This is a genomic window from Nocardia inohanensis NBRC 100128, assembly GCF_001612945.1.
Taxonomy (GTDB): Bacteria; Actinomycetota; Actinomycetes; order Mycobacteriales; family Mycobacteriaceae; genus Nocardia; species Nocardia inohanensis.
This window is the reverse complement of record NZ_BDBK01000002.1, coordinates 336,530-357,059: the sequence shown is the minus strand read 5'-3', so window position 1 is coordinate 357,059 and position 20,530 is coordinate 336,530. Positions and strand designations below refer to the sequence as shown.

1 protein-coding gene (only partly in view) is annotated in these 20,530 nt (G+C 69.6%); it reads right to left on the bottom strand.

Going from position 1 to position 20,530, the window contains the following annotated elements; translation table 11 throughout:
* Nucleotides 1–20,530, bottom strand: the 5' end (the start) of a protein-coding gene (locus NI1_RS07985; RefSeq protein WP_067816266.1) for a non-ribosomal peptide synthetase. The gene continues 24,056 nt to the left of window position 1, outside the view; 20,530 of the gene's 44,586 nt are visible here — the first part of the coding sequence; it begins with the start codon at nt 20,528–20,530; its stop codon lies beyond the left edge, outside the window.

Below are 20,530 nucleotides of genomic sequence, written 5' to 3'. Positions count from 1 at the left end.
TCTCGATGGTGGCCGTGACATCCACGGCCGGATCCATCGCGCGCTCGGTGAGCAGCGGGTCCGGACCTTCGACGACCTCACGCCACCAGCCGAGTTCGGCCATCCGCTCCTCGGAGGCGGCTTCCCGCTCGAGGGCGTGCGCCCAGGTCCGCATGCTGGTGGCCGGGGCGACCAGTTCGGGGGTCTGCCCGGCGGAGAGCCGGCCCCAGGCGGTGACGAAGTCCGGCACCAGGATGCGCCAGGTGACGCCGTCCACCACGAGGTGATGCGCGACCACGACGAGGCGGCCCGCGCGCGGGGTCTCCGAAGCGGTGGGAGCCAGCCACAGGAACCGGATCACCACGCCGGTGGTCGGATCCAGCTTGTCGAGGGTGGCATCCAGTGCGGCGGTGGCGATTTCGACGAGTTCGGCATCGGTGGCCGAGGCATCGAATTCGACGCGGTCGATGAGCGCGTCGACGTCGATGGCACCGGCGGCGGCCGTCTCCACGATCCAGTCCGCGCCCGGCACCCGGCGCAGGCGCGCCCGCAGCATGTCGTGGCGATCGATGACCGCGCCGACGGTGGCGGCGATACCCGCGCGATCGATGCCGACCGGCAGTTCCAGGGCCATGGTCTGGTTGAAGCGCCCGATCTTGCCGGGCCGTCCGACCATGAACCGCACCACCGGGGTGAGCGGCATGACGCCCACCCCGCCGCCGGGCAGCTCGACCAGCTTGGGAGCCGAATCACTCTGTCCGTCGGTGGTTTCCGCGACCGCAGCCAGCCCGGAGACGGTGCGCTGCTCGAACACGTCGCGCGGCGAGAACACCACGCCGCGCGCCTTGGCCCGCGACACCAGCTGAATGGAGACGATGGAGTCGCCGCCCAGCGCGAAGAAGGAATCGTCGATGCCGACCCGCTCCAGGCCGAGCACCTCGGCGAACACCTCGGAGATGGTCTGCTCCACCGCATTGCGCGCGGCGCGGAAGACGACCTCGGTGGCGAACACCGGTTCGGGCAGGGCCTTGCGGTCCAGCTTGCCGACCGGGGTCAGCGGCACCCGGTCGATGATCATGACCGAGGACGGGACCATGTAGGTCGGGAGGCGCTGTTCGACGTGCGCGGTCACGGCCGCCACATCGATCGAATGGCCCGGCGTGGCAACCACATACGACACCAGCGAGGTCGCGCCGGCGGCGTTCTTGTGGCCGACGGTGACCGCGAAGTCCACGCTCTCGTGCGAAGCGAGCGCCGCGTCGATCTCACCGAGTTCGATACGGAAACCGCGCACCTTCACCTGGAAGTCGGAGCGGCCCACGTACTCCACCTCGCCGGTACGGGTCCAGCGGACCACGTCACCGGTGCGGTACATGCGCTCGCCGTCCACATACGGGTTGGCGACGAAACGATCGGCGGTCAGGCCCGGACGGGCGTGGTAACCGCGTGCCAGCTGAATGCCCGACAGGTAGAGCTCACCCGCGACACCGACCGGCACGGGGCGCAGCCGGTTGTCGAGGATCAGCGATTGCATGCCGCGGATCGGGCCACCGATGGTGACCAGATCACCGGGCACCAGCGCATCGCTGATGTTGGTCATGATGGTGGTCTCGGTCGGACCATAGCCGTTGTGGAAGGCACGAATCGTGCCGTCGGCCAACGGAACCGCCCACTTCTCGACCAGATCGGCCGGTACGGCTTCACCACCGGCGACCAGGACGCGCAGGCTGTCCAGTCCGGCGGGCCCGAAGGTGGAGAGCGCGGCCGGGGTGATGAACGCGTGCGTGGCCCGCTCGCGCTTGATCAGCTCCGACAGCTCGTCGCCGCCGTAGGTGCCCGGCGGGACCACCACGAGGGTGCCGCCCGCGCCGATGGCGAGCAGGAACTCCAGCATGGACGCGTCGAACGACGGCGAGGCGAAATGCAGTGCGCGCGAGTCGGAGTCGAGCTGGTAGCGCTCGGCCTGCTCGACGGTGAAGTTGGCGAGACCGGCGTGGGTGACCACGACGCCCTTGGGCAGGCCGGTCGAGCCCGAGGTGTAGATGACGTAGGCGGGATGCTCCGGGCGCAGCGGGCGCACCCGCTCGGCAGCGGCGATCGCGTTGTCCGCGAAGGCATTCAGCTCGAGGTCGTCGAGGACCAGCCACTCCACCGATTCCGGCAGCTCGGCGCGCACCGACGCCACGGTCAGGCCGACCGGTGAACCGGAGTCGGTGACCATGTGGGCGATGCGGTCGGCCGGGTAGTTCGGGTCCACCGGCACGAAGGCCGCACCGGTCTTGGCGACCGCCCATTCGGCGAAGTAGGAGACGTCCGAACGCGGGACGGCGATGGCGACCAGATCCTCGGTGCCGATGCCGCGCTCGATCAGCAAGCGCGCCAAGCGGTTCGAGCGCTGATCGAGTTCGCCGTAGGACAGACTCGTGCCCTCGAACACGACGGCGGTCGCTGCGGAGTCGATGGCGACGGCCTCGGCGATGAGGTCGGGCAGGGTGCGGGCCGGGACGGCGGGCAGCCCGAAGCGCGCGACCAGATCGCCGCGTTCGGCCTGATCGAGAATGTCGATCGTGCCGACCTTGATCTCCGGATCGGCGGCCACGGCCTCCAGCACCCGCAGCCAGCGCTGCGCGAAGCCGGCGGCGGTGGACTCGTCGAACAGATCGGTGGCGTAGGTCAGGGCCAGCGCCATGCCCGAATCCTGCTCCGAGAGCGTGAATTGCAGGTCGAAGCGGGAGATGTTCTCGTCGAGATCCAGGGCTCCGACGGTCAGGCCCGGCAGCTCCAGGGTGGTGCGATCCAGGTTCTGGAAGGCCAGCATGACCTGGAACAGCGGGTTGCGCGCCTGCGAGCGCTCGGGTGCGAGCAGCTCCACCAGACGCTCGAACGGCACATCGGCATTGCCGAAGGCGTCCAGGTCGGTGTGGCGCACCCGATCCAGCAGATCCGCGAAGGATTCGGCCGGGTCGATGCCGCTGCGCAGCACCAGGGTGTTGACGAACATACCGACCAGGTCGTCGAGCGCGGCTTCACCACGCCCGGCGACCGGGGTGCCGATGGCGATGTCGTCGCCGCCGGACAGGCGGGCCAGCAGCACCGCGAGGGCACTGTGCATAACCATGAACAGGGTCAGGCCGCGTTGGCGCGCAACGTCTTCCAGCGCGCCGACGAGCTCGGGCGACAGGCTCCGCAGCAGCGTCGCACCGTGATGCGAGGCGATGGCCGGACGCGGGCGGTCGGTCGGCAGCGCCAGCTCGTCCGGGACGCCGTCCAGGATGCGCTGCCAGTAGCCGACCTGGCGGGCCATCAGCGAGGACGAATCCTCTTCGGAGCCGAGCACTTCGCGCTGCCAGATGGCGAAGTCGGCGTACTGCACGGCCAGCGGCGCCCAGCCGGGCACCGCGCCCTGGGTGCGAGCGGTGTAGGCCACCATGACATCCCGGGTCAGCGGGGCCATGGAGAAGCCGTCGCCGGCGATGTGGTGCACGACCACGACCAGCACATGCTCGCGAGCCACGACCGGCTGGTCGGCGTCGTCGTCGGCATCGGCCACGTCGGCCGCGGTGGGCACCCGGAACAGGCGGGCGCGCAACGGAACCTGGTCGGCGACATTGAAGCCCAGCGTCGCGAAGGCCGTCACCGCGGCGGTGAGTTCCTCGGCGGCCACGGTGACCGGGCGCAGATCGAGCGCGATCTCCTCGGCCGGGACGACCACCTGCATGGGCGTGCCGCCGTGCTCCGGATAGCGGGTGCGCAGCGACTCGTGCCGGCGCACCACATCGGCGACGGCCAATTCCAGTGCGGCGGTGTCGAGTTCGCCGGTGAGGCGGATCGCCATCGGCAGGTTGTAGGCCGCTGAGGAGGTGTCGTACTGGTTCAGGAACCACATGCGCTGCTGCGCGAACGACAGCGGCACCAGCTCGCCCGCCTGCCGCGGGCGCGGCACCAGCTTGGCGCGGGACGCGCCGTCGGCATGCGATTCGATGCGGGCCGCGAGGGCCTCCACCGTGGTGGCCTCGAACAGCGTGCGGACCGCGACATTGGTGTCCAGGGCCGCACCGATGCGCGACACCACGCGGGTCGCGATGAGCGAGTTGCCGCCCAGGTCGAAGAAGTCGTCGTCCAGGCCGACCCGGTCCAGGCCGAGCACATCGGCGAAGACGCCGGCCACGGTCTCCTGGATCGGGGTCTCCGGCGCACGGAAGGCCCTGGCCTGCACCGCCGGAGCGGGCAGGGCACGGCGATCCAGCTTGCCGTTGACGGTCAGCGGAATGCCGTCCAGCACCACGACGGCGGCCGGGACCATGTACGACGGCAGGCGTTCACCCGCCCCGTCGCGCACCGCCAGCTGCCATTCGTCCGACGCGGCGGCCGCGGACTCCGGCACCACGTAGGCCACGATGCGCTGATCGCCCGGCTGGTCCTCGCGCACGATGACGGCGGCCTGGGCGACGCCCGGCTGCGCCAGCACGGCGGCCTCGATCTCGCCGAGCTCGATACGGAAGCCACGCACCTTGACCTGATCGTCGGCGCGGCCCAGGTATTCGAGCTCACCGAAGCGGTTCCAGCGGGCCACGTCACCCGAGCGGTACAGGCGCGTGCCCGGCTCGCCGAACGGGCTCGCGACGAAGCGAGCGGCCGACAGATCGGGGCGGCCCAGGTAGCCGCGCGCCAATTGCGCACCGGCGACATACATTTCACCGGCCACGCCGACCGGCACCGGGTGCAGGCGATCGTCGAGGACATAGACCTTCAGCCCCGCGATGGCCCGGCCGACCACGGAACCCGTTGCGGCGGCGATGGTTTCGGCATCGAGGAAGCGTACCGACACGTGCACGGTGGTCTCGGTGATGCCGTACATGTTGACCAGGTGCGGGGTCGAGTCGCCGTGGCGGGCCACCCAATCCGACAGGCGGCGCAGCTCCAGGGCCTCACCGCCGAAGATCACGTAGCGCAGCGCCAGCGGCTGTTCGGCCCCGGCCGCACCGGCGATCCGCTCGGCCTCGGCCAGCTGGTAGAACGCCGACGGCGTCTGGTTGAGCACCGTAACCCGTTCGCGGCGCAGCAATTCCAGGAACTGCTCGGGCGAGCGTGATACGTAGTAGTCGACGACCACGAGGGTGCCGCCGTAGAGCAGCGGGCCCCACAGTTCCCACACCGAGAAGTCGAACGCGTAGGAGTGGAACAGCGTCCACACATCGTCCGGACCGAACCCGAACTCGCGATCGGTGTTCGCCATCAGCCGCACCACATTCCGGTGCGCCACGGCCACGCCCTTGGGACGGCCGGTGGAGCCGGAGGTGTAGATGACGTAGGCGACATGATCCGGGTGCAGCGGGCTGCGGCGGTCGGCATCGGTGATCGGCGAGTCGTCGGCGTCCTCGATATCGCCGGCTTCCATGGCGAACCCGTCGATGAGCAGCGTCGGCAGCTCGGCGGGCAGCTCCACCTGCGCGGTGGTATCGATGATCACGCTGGTCGGCCGGGAATCCGACAGCACGTAGGCGATGCGATCCGCCGGATAGGTCGGGTCGATCGGCACGTAACCCGCACCGGTCTTGATGACCGCGAGCAGGCCGACCACCAGATCCAGCGAACGCGGCAGCAGCACCGCGACCAGCGATTCCGGCCCGGCTCCATCGGCGATCAGCCTGCGCGCCAGCACATTCGCGCGCCGATCCAGATCGGCGTAGGTCAGCTCCTCTTCGCCGAAGCGCGCCGCGATCCGCTCCGGATTCGCGGCCACGGCGGCGTCGAACAGGCTCGCCAGCGTGGCGTTCGAATCCACGAACGGCGTGGACAGCGTGCCCGCCGCCGCGGCGCTCAGCCCGGAACCGCCACCGAGCACGATGCTCGCGATGGCGGACTCCAGCTCCGCCGCCGCGGTGGCCAGGTCCTCGGCGGCGGCGGCCAGTGCGGCCGCATCGCCCAGATCGCCGGCGGTATCGGCCGCGGCGTCCGCATCGGCGAGGTCGGCGACGGCGGCGAGGCCGCCATGGTCACCGCTTCCGGACTGCCCGGGTTCGAAGGCCGCGCCGGTGATTCCGGCGGCATCGGTGAGCTCGGCCAGCTCGGCGCGCGCGGCCGCGATGGTGGCGCGGGCCGATTCGGCGAGGGCGACGATATCGTCACCCGCCGAGACCCAGTTCTCGGCGACGTTGTGACGCTCGCCCTCGCTCAGCAGGTCGATATCGCCGATGAGGGCGGCCGGATCGTCGGCGACGGTGCGCAGGATGCGAACCAGGCGCTCGGCGAAGGCGATGACCGATTCGGGGTCGAAGAGGTCGGTGGCGTAGTTCCAGGACAGGCCCAGCGAGCCGTCGGCGCGCTCGCTGACGGTGAGCTGGACGTCGAACTTGGCGGTGCCGGGATCGAATTCGACGACCTCGAGCTCCAAGCCGGGCAGCGAGACCGCGCCGGCGTCCTTGGCCGCGGCGGCCTCGAAGGTCAGCGCCACCTGGAAGAGCGGGTGGTGGGCCTGCGAGCGGACCGGGCTGAGGACATCGACCAGGCGCTCGAACGGGACGTCGGCGTGGGCGAAGGCCGCCAGGTCGGTACGGCGGACCTGGGCGAGCAGGTCGCGGAAGGCGGTGTCGGCGCGAACCTCGTTGCGCAGCACCAGGGTATTGACGAACATGCCGACCACGTCGTCGAGCGCGCGTTCGCCACGGCCCGCGATCGGGGTGCCGATGGCGATATCGGTGGCGCGGGACAGGCGCGCGGCCCAGGTCGCCAAGGCGGCGTGGACCAGCATGAACAGGGTGACGTCGTGTTCGCGGGCGACCGCGGTCAGCGCGCGATGCAGCTCGGCGTCGATCGAGAAGTCGTACGTCCCACCGGCATTGGTGGCGATCTCGGGGCGCGGGCGGTCGGCGGGCAGCTCGATCTGCTCGGGCAGGTCGCGCAGCTGCTCACCCCAGTAGGCGATCTGCTGGGCGGCCAGGGATTCGGAATCGGTTTCCGCGCCGAGGATCTCGCGCTGCCACAGCGCGTAGTCGGCGTACTGGACCGGCAGCGGCTCCCAGGCCGGGACCTCGCCGCGGGCGCGATCCAGGTAGGCGGCCACCACATCCCGCAGCAGCGGGCGCAGCGAGAAACCGTCGGCGCTGATGTGGTGCAGCACCAGCACCACCACGTGGGTGGCGGGCGCGGCGTCGTCGTCGACCCGCAGCACGGTGGCGCGGAACGGGAGTTCGCGGGTGACGTCGAAGTACACGGACGCGAGTTGCGTGATGCGCGTGGGCAGTTCGTCGATCGCCACCGATTCGGTGCCGACCTCGAAGCTGACCTCGGACAGCGGCAGCACCCGCTGGAAGCCGTCGCCCTCGACCTCGGGGTAGACGGTGCGCAGCGCCTCGTGCCGGGCCAGCACATCGCCGAGCGCGGCGTGGAAGGCGTCGAGATCGACTGTGCCGGTGAGCTTCAGCGCCACCGGGATGTTATTGACGGCGGTGCGGTTGTCGAAGCGGTTCAGGAACCACATGCGCTGCTGCGCCGGGGACAGCGGCACCAGGGCGGCGGTCTCACCGGACGGCAGCGTCACCGCGGCCGGGCGTTCCTGCGCGGTCAGCGGGGTGCGCTGGCCGGTGCCGACCCGCGAATCCAGGTGCGCGGCCAGGGCGGAGACCGTGGTGGCTTCGAAGAGCGTGCGCAGCGGGATATCGGCGTCGAGCGCGGCGGACAGGCGCGCGATCACCTGGGTGGCGATCAGCGAGTTGCCGCCGAGCTCGAAGAAATCGTCGTCCAGGCCGACCTGATCCAAACCCAGCACATCGGCGATGGTGCCCGCGACGGTCTGCTGCACCGGGGTGACCGGCGCGCGGTACACCTTGGCGGCGAAGGTCGGAGCGGGTAGCGCCTTGCGGTCCAGCTTGCCGGAGGCATTGAGCGGGAAGGCCTCCAGCACCATGAACGCGGCCGGGACCATGTAGGCCGGAAGCTGGTCGGCCAGTGCGTCCTTCACGGCGTCGACGTCGATATGCCCGTCGGCGGCGACCAGGTAGGCGACCAGCTGATCACCGGTGCGCTCGTCGTGACGGACCACGACCACCGACTGCGCGACGGCGGGCAGCGCGGACAGCGCCGACTCGATCTCGCCCAGTTCGATGCGCAGACCGCGCAGCTTGACCTGGAAGTCGGTGCGGCCCAGGTACTCCAGCTCCCCGGCCGGGGTCCAGACCACGAGGTCACCGGTGCGGTACATGCGCGCCCCGGCGCCGAACGGGTTGGCCACGAAGCGATCCGCGGTCAGATCCGGGCGGGCGACATAACCGGTGGCGAGCTGATCGCCCGCGAGATAGAGCTCACCCGCGACACCCACCGGAACCGGCCGCAGCCGCGAATCCAGCACGTACACCTGGGTATTGAAGACCGGCGCACCGATCGGCACCGTCGTGATGTCGGCGTCGACGACCTCGTGATAGGTGACGTCGACGGCGGCTTCGGTCGGGCCGTACAGGTTGTGCAGGCGCGCACCGGTCAGCTGCCGCAGCTTCTGCGCGACCGGTGCGGGCAGGCCCTCACCGGAGGCGAAGACATTGCGCAGGCTCACGCAATTGGCGGCGGCGGGCTCGGCCACGAACACCGCGAGCATGGACGGCACGAAGTGGGTGACCGTCACGCCCTCGCGCACGATCAGCTCGGCCAGGTACGCCGGATCGCGATGCCCGTCCGGCTTGGCGACAACCAAGGTCGCGCCAACCTGCAACGGCCAGAAGAACTCCCACACCGACACGTCGAAGGTGGCGGGCGTCTTCTGCAACACCACATCGTCGGCGGCCAGCCCGTACTGCGCGTGCATCCACACCAGGCGGTTGACGATGGCGACGTGTGAGACGGCCACACCCTTCGGGCGACCGGTGGAACCGGACGTGAAGATCACGTACGCGGCGTTCTCGGGCCGCAGCGGGGCTCGGCGGTCGGCATCGGTGAGCGGCGCGTCGGAGTACTCGGACAGATCCAGCTCATCGATTAGCAGGACACCGCCCGCGCCCTCGTCGACACCGGCACCCGCATCCGTCATTCCGGCGTGCTTTTGGCCGGAATCTCCCGAATCCGAAGTGAGATCCCGGCCAAGAGTATGCCGGGATGACGAGGGACCGGCGAGCTCGAAATCGTCGCGCGCGGTGGTGAGTACGACCACCGGCTGTGCGGTCTCGAGTACGTAGGCGTTGCGCTCGATCGGGTGGTCCGGGTCCAGCGGCACGTACGCGCCACCGGCCGCCACGACGGCGTACATGCCGACGAGCAGGTCCAGCGAGCGGCGCATGCCCAGCGCCACGAAGGAATCGGGGCCCACGCCCTCGGCCACGAGGTGCCGCGCGAGCTTGTGCACCCGGGCCGCGAACTCGGCGTAGGACAGACTTGTCCCCTCGAAGCTGACCGCGGTCGCCGCGGGAGTCAGCGCGACCTGGGCTTCGAACAGCGAAACCAGAGTCGCGGCAGCGCCTTCGGTGACGACCGGCAGCGCGGCGTCGAGGTCGAACGCGGTGTCGTTCCAGGCGCGCAGCACCCGGTTGCGTTCGGCGTCCTCCAGCAGCTCGACCTCGCCGACCAGCTGGGCCGGGTTCTCGGCGACGGCGGTCAGGACACGAATGAAGCGGCGCGCGAACACATTCGCGAACTCGGTGTCGAAAAGGTCGGTGGCGTAGACGAGTTCGGCTTCCATCGTCGAGTCACCGTCGATGACCTCGCTCAGCGTGAGCTGGAGGTCGAACTTGGCCGTCTGCTGATCGATGCCCAGCTCGGCGATGCTCAGGCCCGGCAGTTCCAGCGCGGTGCGGCCCAGGTTCTGGAACGACAGCATGACCTGGAACAGCGGGTGGCGGGCCTGCGAGCGCGCCGGGTTCAGCACCTCGACCAGGCGCTCGAACGGCACGTCCGCGTGCGCGAAAGCCTGAAGATCGCGCTCGCGCACGGTGTTCAGCAGTTCGGTGAAGCTCGCACCGGTGTCGACCGGCGACCGCAGCACCAGGGTGTTGACGAACATGCCGACCAGGTCGTCGAGGGCCTGCTCACCACGGCCCGCGACCGGGATGCCGACGGCGATGTCGTCGCTGTTGCTCAAACGCGCCAGCAAGGCGGCGAAAGCGCCGTGCACCACCATGAACAGCGTGGTGCCGTGGGTCTGCGCGACCCGGTTCAATCCGGCGATCAGCTCGCCCGGCACCTGGAAGCGGTGCGTCCCGGCGTTGTAGGTGGCCACCGCCGGACGCGACTTGACCGACAGCCGCAGCTCGTCGGGCAGCCCGCCCAGGGTGTCGCGCCAGTAGTCCAGCTGCTCGGCGACGAGCGAGCGCGGGTCTTCTTCGGAGCCGAGGGTTTCGCGCTGCCACAGCGCGTAGTCCGCGTACTGCACCGGTAGCTCCGGCCAGCCCGGGGCCTCGCCGTTGCTGCGCGCGATGTAGGCGGTCATCAGGTCGCGCACCAGCGGGTTCATCGAGAAACCGTCGGCGGCGATGTGATGGGCGACCAGCACCAGCACGTGATCGTCGGCGGCCAATCGGAAGGCGCGCAGGCGGATCGGCGGTTCGGCGGTGACGTCGAAGCCCGCGCCGGCGAAGGCGTAGACGGCGGCGTACAGCTCACCCTCGGTCACATCGGCGACATCCAGCCGCGGGATGGCGCGCGCGGTGGGCAGCACCTTCTGGAACGCGACGCCCTCGTGCGACGGGTAGACCGTGCGCAGCGATTCGTGGCGGGCGATCACATCGGCGATCGCGCCGCGCATGGCGTCGAGATCCAATGCGCCGGTGAGCCTTACGGCGGCCGGGATGTTGTTGGCGGCCGAATCGGTGTCGAAGCGGTTCAGGAACCACATGCGCTGCTGCGCGAGCGACAGCGGCGGGTACTCGGGGCGCGATTGCACGGTAAGCGCCTGGCGCACACCGGTTCCCGCGTGCGACTCGACCCGGGCTGCGAGGGCCGCGACGGTCGGGGCCTCGAACAGGGCCCGCACGCCGATCTCGGCGTTCAATGCCGCCGAGAGGCGCGCCACGACCTGGGTGGCGACGAGCGAGTTGCCGCCCAGTTCGAAGAAGTCGTCGTCCACGCCGACGCGTTCGACGCCGAGCAGGTCGGCGAAGATCTGCGCGGTGATCTCCTCGATGGGAGTGGACGGCGCCCGGAAACGCTTGGCCTCGAAGACCGGCGCGGGCAGCGCCTTGCGGTCCAGCTTGCCGGAGGCGTTCACCGGGAAGGCGTCCAGGACCACGATCGCGGCCGGGACCATGTAGGCGGGCAGCGAGCTGCTCAGCGCGGCCTTCACCCCGTCGACGTCCACCACGGCCTCGGGCTCGCGGACCACGTAGCCGACCAGCTGATCACCGGCGTGGGCATCGGCGCGCACGACCACGACCGACTGCGCCACGCTCGGCTGGGCCAGCAGCGCGGCCTCGATCTCACCGAGTTCGATGCGCAGACCACGCAGCTTGACCTGGAAGTCGGTGCGGCCCAGGTAATTCAGCTCACCATCGGCGGTCCAGGTGACGAGGTCACCGGTGCGGTACATGCGCGCACCGGCCGCGCCGAACGGGTTCGCCACGAAGCGATCCGCCGACAGGTCGGGGCGGCCCAGGTAACCACGCGCCAGCTGATCGCCCGCGAGGTAGAGCTCACCCGCGATACCCGGCGCGACCGGGTTGAGGCGCGCGTCGAGCACGAAGGTCTGGGTGTTCCACACCGGCCGGCCGATCGGCACGAACACGGTGTCGGCGTCGACCACCTCGTGGTACGTGACGTCGACGGCCGCCTCGGTCGGGCCGTACAGGTTGTGCAGGCGCGCCCCGGTCAGCTCACGCAGCTTCTGCGCGGTCGGCGCGGGCAGCGCCTCACCGGAGGCGAAGACCTGCCGCAGGCGCGGCGCGGGCGCGGTCGAATCGCCGTTCTCGCTGCCGAGCGTGGCGACGAAGACCGACAGCATCGAGGGCACGAAATGCGCGGTGGTGATGCCGGTTTCGGCGATCACCTGCGCCAGGTACACCGGATCCCGGTGCCCGTCCGGCTTGGCGACCACCAGGCGCGCCCCGGTCTGCAAGGGCCAGAAGAACTCCCACACCGACACGTCGAAGGTGGCCGGCGTCTTTTGCAGGACGGCGTCTTCGGAGCCGATCGGGTATTCGTGCTGCATCCACAGCAGGCGGTTGACGATCGCCCGGTGCTCGACGGCCACCCCCTTGGGGCGGCCGGTCGAACCGGAGGTGAAGATGACGTACGCGGTGTGGTCGGGCGAGATCGCCTGTCCGCGTTCCGCATCGGTGATCGGTGCGGCCGAGTAGCCGTCGAGCGCGAGGCTGTCGACCTCGAGCACCGGCACATTCCGCCCGGTGACGAAGTCGTCGCGGCCGGTGGTCAGGATGGCGACCGGGCGCGCGGTATCCAGGACGTAGTCGATGCGCTCCATCGGCTGATCCGGGTCCAGCGGCACGTACGCGCCACCGGCCTCCAGCACCGCGTACATGGCGACCACGAGATCGGTGGAGCGGCGGATGGCCAGCGCGACAAGCGATTCCGCGCCGACGCCCTGGGCGATGAGCTTGCGGGCCAAGCGGTGCACCCGGGCCGCGAACTCGGCGTAGGGCAGAGCTGTCCCCTCGAATTCGACGGCAGGCGCATCGGGGCTGGTCAGCGCCTGTGCCTCGAACAACGAGACCAGGTTCGCGGTCTCCGGCGTAATGCCCTGCGGCAGTACCGAACCCAGTTCGAACGCGGTGTCGTTCCAGCCGGTGAGCACCTGCTCGCGCTCACCGTCGACCAGCAGGTCGATATCGCCGAGCGGCACCTGCGGGTCGGCCACCACGGCCGCCAGGATCAGGTCCAGCCGGCGCGCGAACGCCGCGATGGTGTCCTCGTCGAAAAGGTCGAGCGCATAGGAGAACTCGGCGGACATGCCCGCGTTCTCACCGCGCGCGTCCAGGGTCTCCTGCAAGGTCAGCTGGAGATCGAACTTGGCCAGCTGGGCATCGTATTCGATGCCGTTGACCGACAGCCCGGGCAGTTCCAGGCTGGCCTGCCGGGTGTTCTGGAAGGTCAGCATGACCTGGAACAGCGGGTGGCGGGCCTGCGAGCGCGCCGGGTTGAGCACCTCGACCAGCCGCTCGAACGGCACATCCGCGTGCGCGAAGGCGTGCAGGTCGGTGTCGCGGGTCTCGGCGAGGATATCGGCGAAGGTCTTCTCCGCCTCCACCTCGGTGCGCAGCACCAGGGTGTTGACGAACATGCCGATCAGGTCGTCCAGCGCGGCCTCACCGCGACCGTGCACCGGGGTGCCGATGGCGATATCGCTGGTGCCGGAGAGCCGCGCCAGCAGTACGGCCAGCGCCGAGTGCAGCACCATGAACAGCGAGGCATTGTGCCGGCGGCCCAGGTCCATCAGCGCCTGCTGGGTTTCGGCGGAGATGGCGAACGGGTAGGTGCCGCCGCGGTAGCTGGCCACGGCGGGCCGCTGCCGGTCGGCGGGGAGCACCAATTCGTCGGGCAGGTCGGCGAGTTCGTCGGCCCAGTAGCGAATCTGCTTGGAGATCAGCGATTCCGGATCGTCCTCGGAGCCGAGCACCTCGCGCTGCCACAGCGCGTAATCCGCGTACTGCACCGGCAGTTCGGCCCACGCCGGGGCCTCCCACGAGGTGCGCGCCGCGTAGGCGACCATGACGTCGCGGGCCAGCGGGCCCATGGACCAGCCGTCGGCGGAGATGTGGTGCACCACCATGCCGAGTACGTACTCGGTCTCGGAGACCTCGAAAAGCCGGGCGTGCAAAGGCACTTCACGCGTCACGTCGAAGGCCATCGAGGCCAGCTCGATCAGGTGATCGAGAAGGTTGGACTCGGTGACCGGGACCGGGGTGAGGTCCGGCACGATCTGCGCCGCGCTCTCCACCTGCTGCACGGGGCCGTGCGCGCGTTCGGGGAACACGGTGCGCAGCGATTCGTGCCGATCGATCACGTCGATGACGGCGACCTGGAGCGCGGCCACATCCAGTTCACCCGAGAGGCGGATGGCGACCGGGATGTTGTTGACCGCGGAGGCGGTGTCGAAGCGGTTGAGGAACCACATGCGCTGCTGCGCGAGGGAAAGCGGGATCTCCTCGGGCCGCTCGCGAGCGACGAGGGCCTTGCGCGCACCGTCACCGGCGTGCGATTCCACGCGGGCCGCGAGCGCGGCCACGGTGGCGGCCTCGAACAGCATGCGCACGGGGACACGGGTGTTCAGCGCGGTGCCGAGGCGGGTGGCGACCTGGGTGGCGATCAGCGAGTTGCCGCCCAGTTCGAAGAAGTCGTCGTCGACGCCGACCCGCGCGATGCCGAGCACCTCGCCGAAGATCTGGGCGACGATCTCTTCGATCGGCGTTGTGGGAGCACGGAATTCGCGCACCTCGAAGCGCGGCGCGGGCAGCGCCTTGCGATCGAGTTTGCCGGAGGCGTTGAGCGGGAAGGCATCCAGCACCACGAACGCGCCGGGCACCATGTACGCGGGCAGCGTGCGATGCAGCAGCGTCTTCACGCTGTCCAGGTCGATCGGGCCCTTCGGCACCAGGTAGGCGACCAGCTGGTCACCGGCCACGGTGTCGATGACCAGCACGACGGCCTGGTTGACCGTCGGATGGTCGAGCAGCGCGGTCTCGATCTCGCCGAGCTCGATGCGCTGTCCGCGGAACTTCACCTGGAAGTCGGTGCGGCCGATGTAGTCGATGACGCCGGGATCGTTCTGGTTCCAGCGCACCAGGTCACCGGTGCGGTACAGGCGCGAGCCCGGCTCGCCGAACGGGTTGGCGACGAAGCGTTCCGCGCTCAGGTCGGGGCGGCCGTAGTAGCCGCGCGCGACCTGCGCGCCACCCAGGTACAGCTCACCGGGCACGCCGGCGGGCACCGGGCGCAGGCCCTCGTCCAGCACGTAGGTCTGCGCGTTCCACACCGGGCGGCCGATGGGCACCGAGGTGACCACGGGCGCGTCGATGGGCGCGTAGGTGGCGTGCACGGTGAACTCGGTCGGGCCGTACAGGTTGTGCACGGCCGCGGTGGAGAACTTGCGGAAGGCGGTCACGGTGGCGGGCGGCAGCGCCTCACCGGCGACCAGCACCGCACGCAGGGACAGGCATTCGGCGGCCGAGGCGCTGGAGGCGAAGACGCTCAGCATGGACGGCACGAAGGAGGTCATGGTGACCCGGTGCCGGCCGATGACCTCGGACAGGTAGATGGGATCGCGATGCCCGTCCGGGGCGGCGATGACCTGCTGCGCGCCCACGGCCAGGGATCCGAAGAGCTCCCATACCGACACGTCGAAGGTGACGGGGGTCTTCTGGAGGATCACATCGGTGTCGTCGATGCCGTATTCGGCGGTGATCCAGGCGATCTGGTTGAGCACCGAGGCGTGCGAGACGGCCACGCCCTTGGGGCGGCCGGTCGAGCCCGAGGTGTAGAGCACGTAGGCGGCGTTGGCCGGCCGCAGCGGGGCGAGGCGATCGGCATCGGTGACCGGGGCGGCGTCGAACTCTTCTAGGTCCAGGGTGTCCAGGTACAGCATCGGGCAGTCCTGGCTGGTCACGTCATCGTCGCTGGTGGTCAGCAGCACCACCGGGCGGGCGCTGGCGAGCACGTAGTCGGTGCGCTCGGCCGGGTGATCCGGGTCGACCGGCACGTAGCCGCCGCCCGCGGTGAGGGTGGCGTAGATGGCGACCAGCATGTCCACCGAGCGGCGAATACCCACCGCCACCAAGGACTCCGGGCCGACGCCTTCGTCGATCAGCTTGCGCGCCAGGCGATTCACCCGGGCGGAGAACTCGGCGTAGCTGAGTTCCGCTGCCGCGCCGAAGATTCCGCTGCTGCGCTCGCCCGGATCGAAGATCAGGGCGGTGCCGTGCGGACGAACCCGGACCTGCTGCTCGAACAGGTCCAGCACGGTGGCGGCGGCGGGCAGCGCGCGAGCGGTGCCGTTCCACGCCTCCAGGACGGTGGCGCGTTCGCCCTCGCCCAGGATGTCGATATCGCGCACCACGGTTTCCGGTGCGGCGACGGCGGTTTCCAGGACCCGCAGGTACCGGTTGCCGAATTCGGTGACGGTCTGCGCGTCGAACAGATCTGTGGCGTAGGACAGCACCACGGACAAGCCGTCGGGGCTGCCGTTGAACGCGCGGTGCTCGGTCAGCGTCCACTGGAGATCGAACTTGGCGATATCGACGTCGAGTTCGTCGGCCGAGACGGTGAGACCGGGCAGCTCCATGGAGCCGTGCGACATCTCCTGGAACGACAGCATGACCTGGAACAGCGGGTGCCGGGCCTGCGAGCGGGTCGGGTTGATGACCTCGACCAGGCGCTCGAACGGCACATCGGTGTTGGCGAAGGCCGCCAGATCCGATTCCCGGGTGCGGCCCAGGAAATCGGTGAAGCGTTCGGCCCCATCGACTTCCGAGCGCAGCACCAGGGTGTTGACGAACATGCCGATCAGGTCGTCCAGGGCCTGCTCACCACGACCGGCGACCGGGGTGCCGATGGCGATATCGCTGGTGCCCGAGAGCCGGGCCAGCAGCACCGCGAGCGCGGAGTGCATGACCATGAACAGCGAAACACCCTGGGCGCGAGCCAGACCCGCGAGCCGGGCGTGCAGTTCGGCCGGGATGTCGAAGGTGACGCGGGAGCCGTGGAAGGACTGCACCGGCGGGCGCGGGCGATCGGCGGGCAGGTCCAGCTGATCGGGCAGCCCCGCCAGCGCGCCCTTCCAGTAGGCGATTTCGCGGGCGGCCATGGAATCGGCATCCGATTCCGAGCCGAGCACCTCGCGCTGCCAGATGCTGAAGTCCTGGTACTGCACCGGCAGCGGCGCCCAGCCGGGCTCGGTGCCGGCGACGCGCGCCAGGTAGGCGGCGGTCATATCGCGCGAGAGCGGCCCGAACGAGAAACCGTCCGCGGCGATGTGATGCACCACGAAGGCGACCGCGAGATCGAGTTCGCCCGCGGGCAGGTCGGCGTCGGAGACGCGGAAGACCCGCACCCGGATGGGCAGCTCGGTGGAGACGTCGAAGCCGGTCGAGGCGAAAGCCGCCAGCGCCGAAGGCAATTCGGCCGCGGTGATATCCGCGACGTCGATGCCGAGATCGACCTCCGACATGGGCAGTACGCGCTGGAAACCGCCGTCCCCGGATTCGGGGAAGATGGTGCGCAGCGATTCCTGCCGCGCCACCACATCGGTCAGCGCGATCTGTAGCGCGTCCATCTCGACCTGACCGCGCAGGCGCACCACGAACGGCAGGTTGTAGGTGGGGACGGTGGGGTCGAACTGGTTGAGGAACCACATGCGCTGCTGAGCCAGCGACAGCGGCACCCGCTCCGGGCGCGGCTGGGCGACCAGCGGCGGACGCGAAACATCGGAGGCGTCAAGGGCTTCCACGCGCGCGGCGAGACCGGCGACGGTGGGGGTCTCGAACAGTGCGCGCACACCCAGGCGGGTGTTGAACGCCGCCGAGATGCGGGCTACCACCTGGGTGGCGACCAGCGAGTTGCCGCCGAGGTCGAAGAAGTTGTCGTCGACGCCGACGCGTTCGTGGCCGAGGACGTCGGCGAAGACGCCCGCCACGATCTCCTCGGCGGCGGTGCGCGGCGCGCGGTAGCCGGCGGCGTCCACGCTGAACACCGGATCCGGCAGCGCCTTGCGGTCGAGCTTGCCGGAGGTGTTGAGCGGGAAGGCATCCAGCACCATGATCGCCGCCGGGACCATGTAGCTCGGCAGCTTCTCGGCCACGAAACGGGTCAGCTCGGCCGGGTCGACGGACTGGCCGGGGACCGGGACCACGTAGGAGACCAGCTGCTGGCCGGTCGCGGTGTCCATCACCAGCACCACGGCCTGGCTGACGGCCGGATGGGCGAGCAGATCGGTCTCGATCTCGCCCAGCTCGATGCGCTGACCGCGGAACTTGACCTGGAAGTCGGTACGGCCGATGTACTCCAGCGCGCCGACGGTGCCTGATTCGTCGCCCGCGACGGTGTTCCAGCGCACCAGGTCACCGGTGCGGTACATGCGTTCGCCGTGCGTCCCGAACGGGTTGGCGACGAAACGATCCGAGGTCAGGTCCGGGCGGCCCTTGTAGCCGCGCGCCAGCTGACGGCCGCCGAGGTAGAGCTCACCCGAGGCACCGATGGCGGCCGGGCGCAGGCGCGAATCCAGTACGAAGACTTCGACATTCCACTCGGGCACACCGATCGGCACCGTGGTGGTGTCGGCCGCGGTGTTCTCCCAGTAGGTCACCGAGACCGCGGCCTCGGTCGGACCGTAGAGGTTGTGCAGCCCGGCGTCGGTGAGCTGACGGAAGCTCGCGCCGGTCTCCGGCGGCAGTGCCTCGCCGATCACGAAAACGTACTTCAGCGAGGCACATTGGGCCCGCGTGGCGTGCGCGACGAAGACCGTCAGCATGGACGGCACGAAGTCGGTGACGGTGACGCCGTGCCGTTCGATCATGTCGGCGACATACAGCGGGTCGCGGTGCCCGTCGGGGGTCGCGACCAGCAGCTTCGCGCCGACCAGCAGCGGCATGAAGTAACCCCAGAGCGACACGTCGAAGGTGGTCGCGGTCTTCTGGAGATATACGTCGTCGGCGGTCATCGGATACTCGTCGAGCATCCAGAGTTCCTGGTTGACGATGGCGTGGTGGGTGACCGCGACGCCCTTGGGGCGGCCGGTGGAACCCGAGGTGTAGATGACGTAGGCGGTGTTGTCCGGGCGCAGCGGGGCGATGCGGTCGCCGTCGGTCACCGGCTCCGAGGAGTAGCCGGTCACGTCCAGGACGTCGATCTCCAAGCGCCGCACCGACTCCGGCAGCTCCAGGCCGTCACGCGTGGTGGTCAGTACACAGACCGGTGCCGCGGACTCGAGGATGTAGGCGGTGCGATCGGCCGGATGGTCCGGGTCGATCGGCACGTACGCGCCACCGGCGCGCAGCACCGCGTGCATACCCACGACCAGATCCAGCGAACGGCGCATACCCAGCGCCACAAGCGATTCCGGGCCCACGCCATCGGCGATGAGGTAGCGGGCCAAGCGGTTGACCTTCGCACCGAACTCGGCGTAGGTCAGCTGCTCGCCCTCGAACTCGACGGCGATGTTGTCCGGGGTGAGCGGAATCTGCTTGTCCAGCAACGCCGGCAGCGTCGTGACCGGCACATCGTGCCCGGATTCGTTCCACTCCAGCACCGTTCGGGTGCGCTCGGCGTCCGTGGTGATGGGCAGACCCCACACCCGCTGCTGATCCCCCGCCGCCAGGAAGCGATCGAAGAACTCCAGGAAGCGCGAATGATGCTGCTGCGCCTCGGTTTCGGTGTACAGGTTCGGGTTGGTCTCGAAATCGATGTGATTCCGGGTGCCCTTGACCGACTGGTAGAAGTTGACGCCCAGGTCCTCGATGGAACCGGTGGAGAGCACGCTGTACTCGCCGGTGAGATCGCCGAGCACGACCTCGTTGTGGAACAGCATGATGTTGACCCAGGGACCGAAGAACTCCCGGGTCACCACACCGTCGCCGGCGCTGTCGCGGCGAATGTCCTCGTGCCGGTAGCGCTGATGGCGCAGCGCGCCCGACACCTCGACGGCGACGGACTCGAGCAGCTCGCGCACCGTGGTGTCGTAGCCGACGCGCAGGCGCAGCGGCACGATGTTCGAGGTCGCGCCGCCCGCCCGCTTCATGGCCGCGGTGGTGCGCGCGGTCACCGGCAGCGACAGGATGACGTCCTCGGAGCCGGTCCACTGCGCCAGGTAGGCGGCGAAACCGGCGAGCAGCAGACCGGCGGGCGACGAATCATGCTTCGCCACCGCATCATCCAGCAGCGAGTTCTGATCGCTGCTCAGGTAGCCGGCGGCGATCCGGTTGAGCGCGGCCGGGGGCGCGGACCGCCCGGCCAGGCTGGTGCCGTCCTCGAGCCCGGCGACCCGCTCGGCCCAGTACTCCTTGGCCGCGGTGAAACGGCTGGTGTCGCGGTAGGCGAATTCCTGCTCGACCAGAGTGCGCAGCTCGGTCAGCTTGGCGGGCTTGGGTTCTTCGCCGCGCACGTAGGCGGTGTACAGCTCGGCCACGCGCTGCATGTAGGTCATCGCGCCGAAACCGTCGAGCACGATGTGGTGGATGCGGGCGTACCAGAAGTAGTGCCCGTCGGCCAGCTTCACCATGGCCGACTTGATCAGTCGATCCTTGACGATGTCGATCGGCGCGGAGTAGTCGGCGCGCATCCACGCCTGGGCCGCGGCGGCCGGATCCTCGGCGTCACTGACGTCGACGTGGTAGATGGTGCGGTCCAGCGAGGTGTCGACCACCTGCATGGGCTCGCCGTCGCGCTCGACTATGCGCAGGAAGCCCGAGCCGAACTCGATCGAGCCGTCGACCATGGCCCGCTCGAGGAGCTCCATATCGAGTTCCCCGCGCAGCTCCACGTACTGGGCGATATTGATCGGCACCTGGGGGTCCAGGTGCTGGGCGTACCAGATGCCGAGCTGCGCAGGCGACAGCGGGAAGAGCGCCCCCGAGCCCGGTGCGATTTCGCTGCCAGCACTGCCGTCGCTGCCGAAATCCAGCCGGTCCAA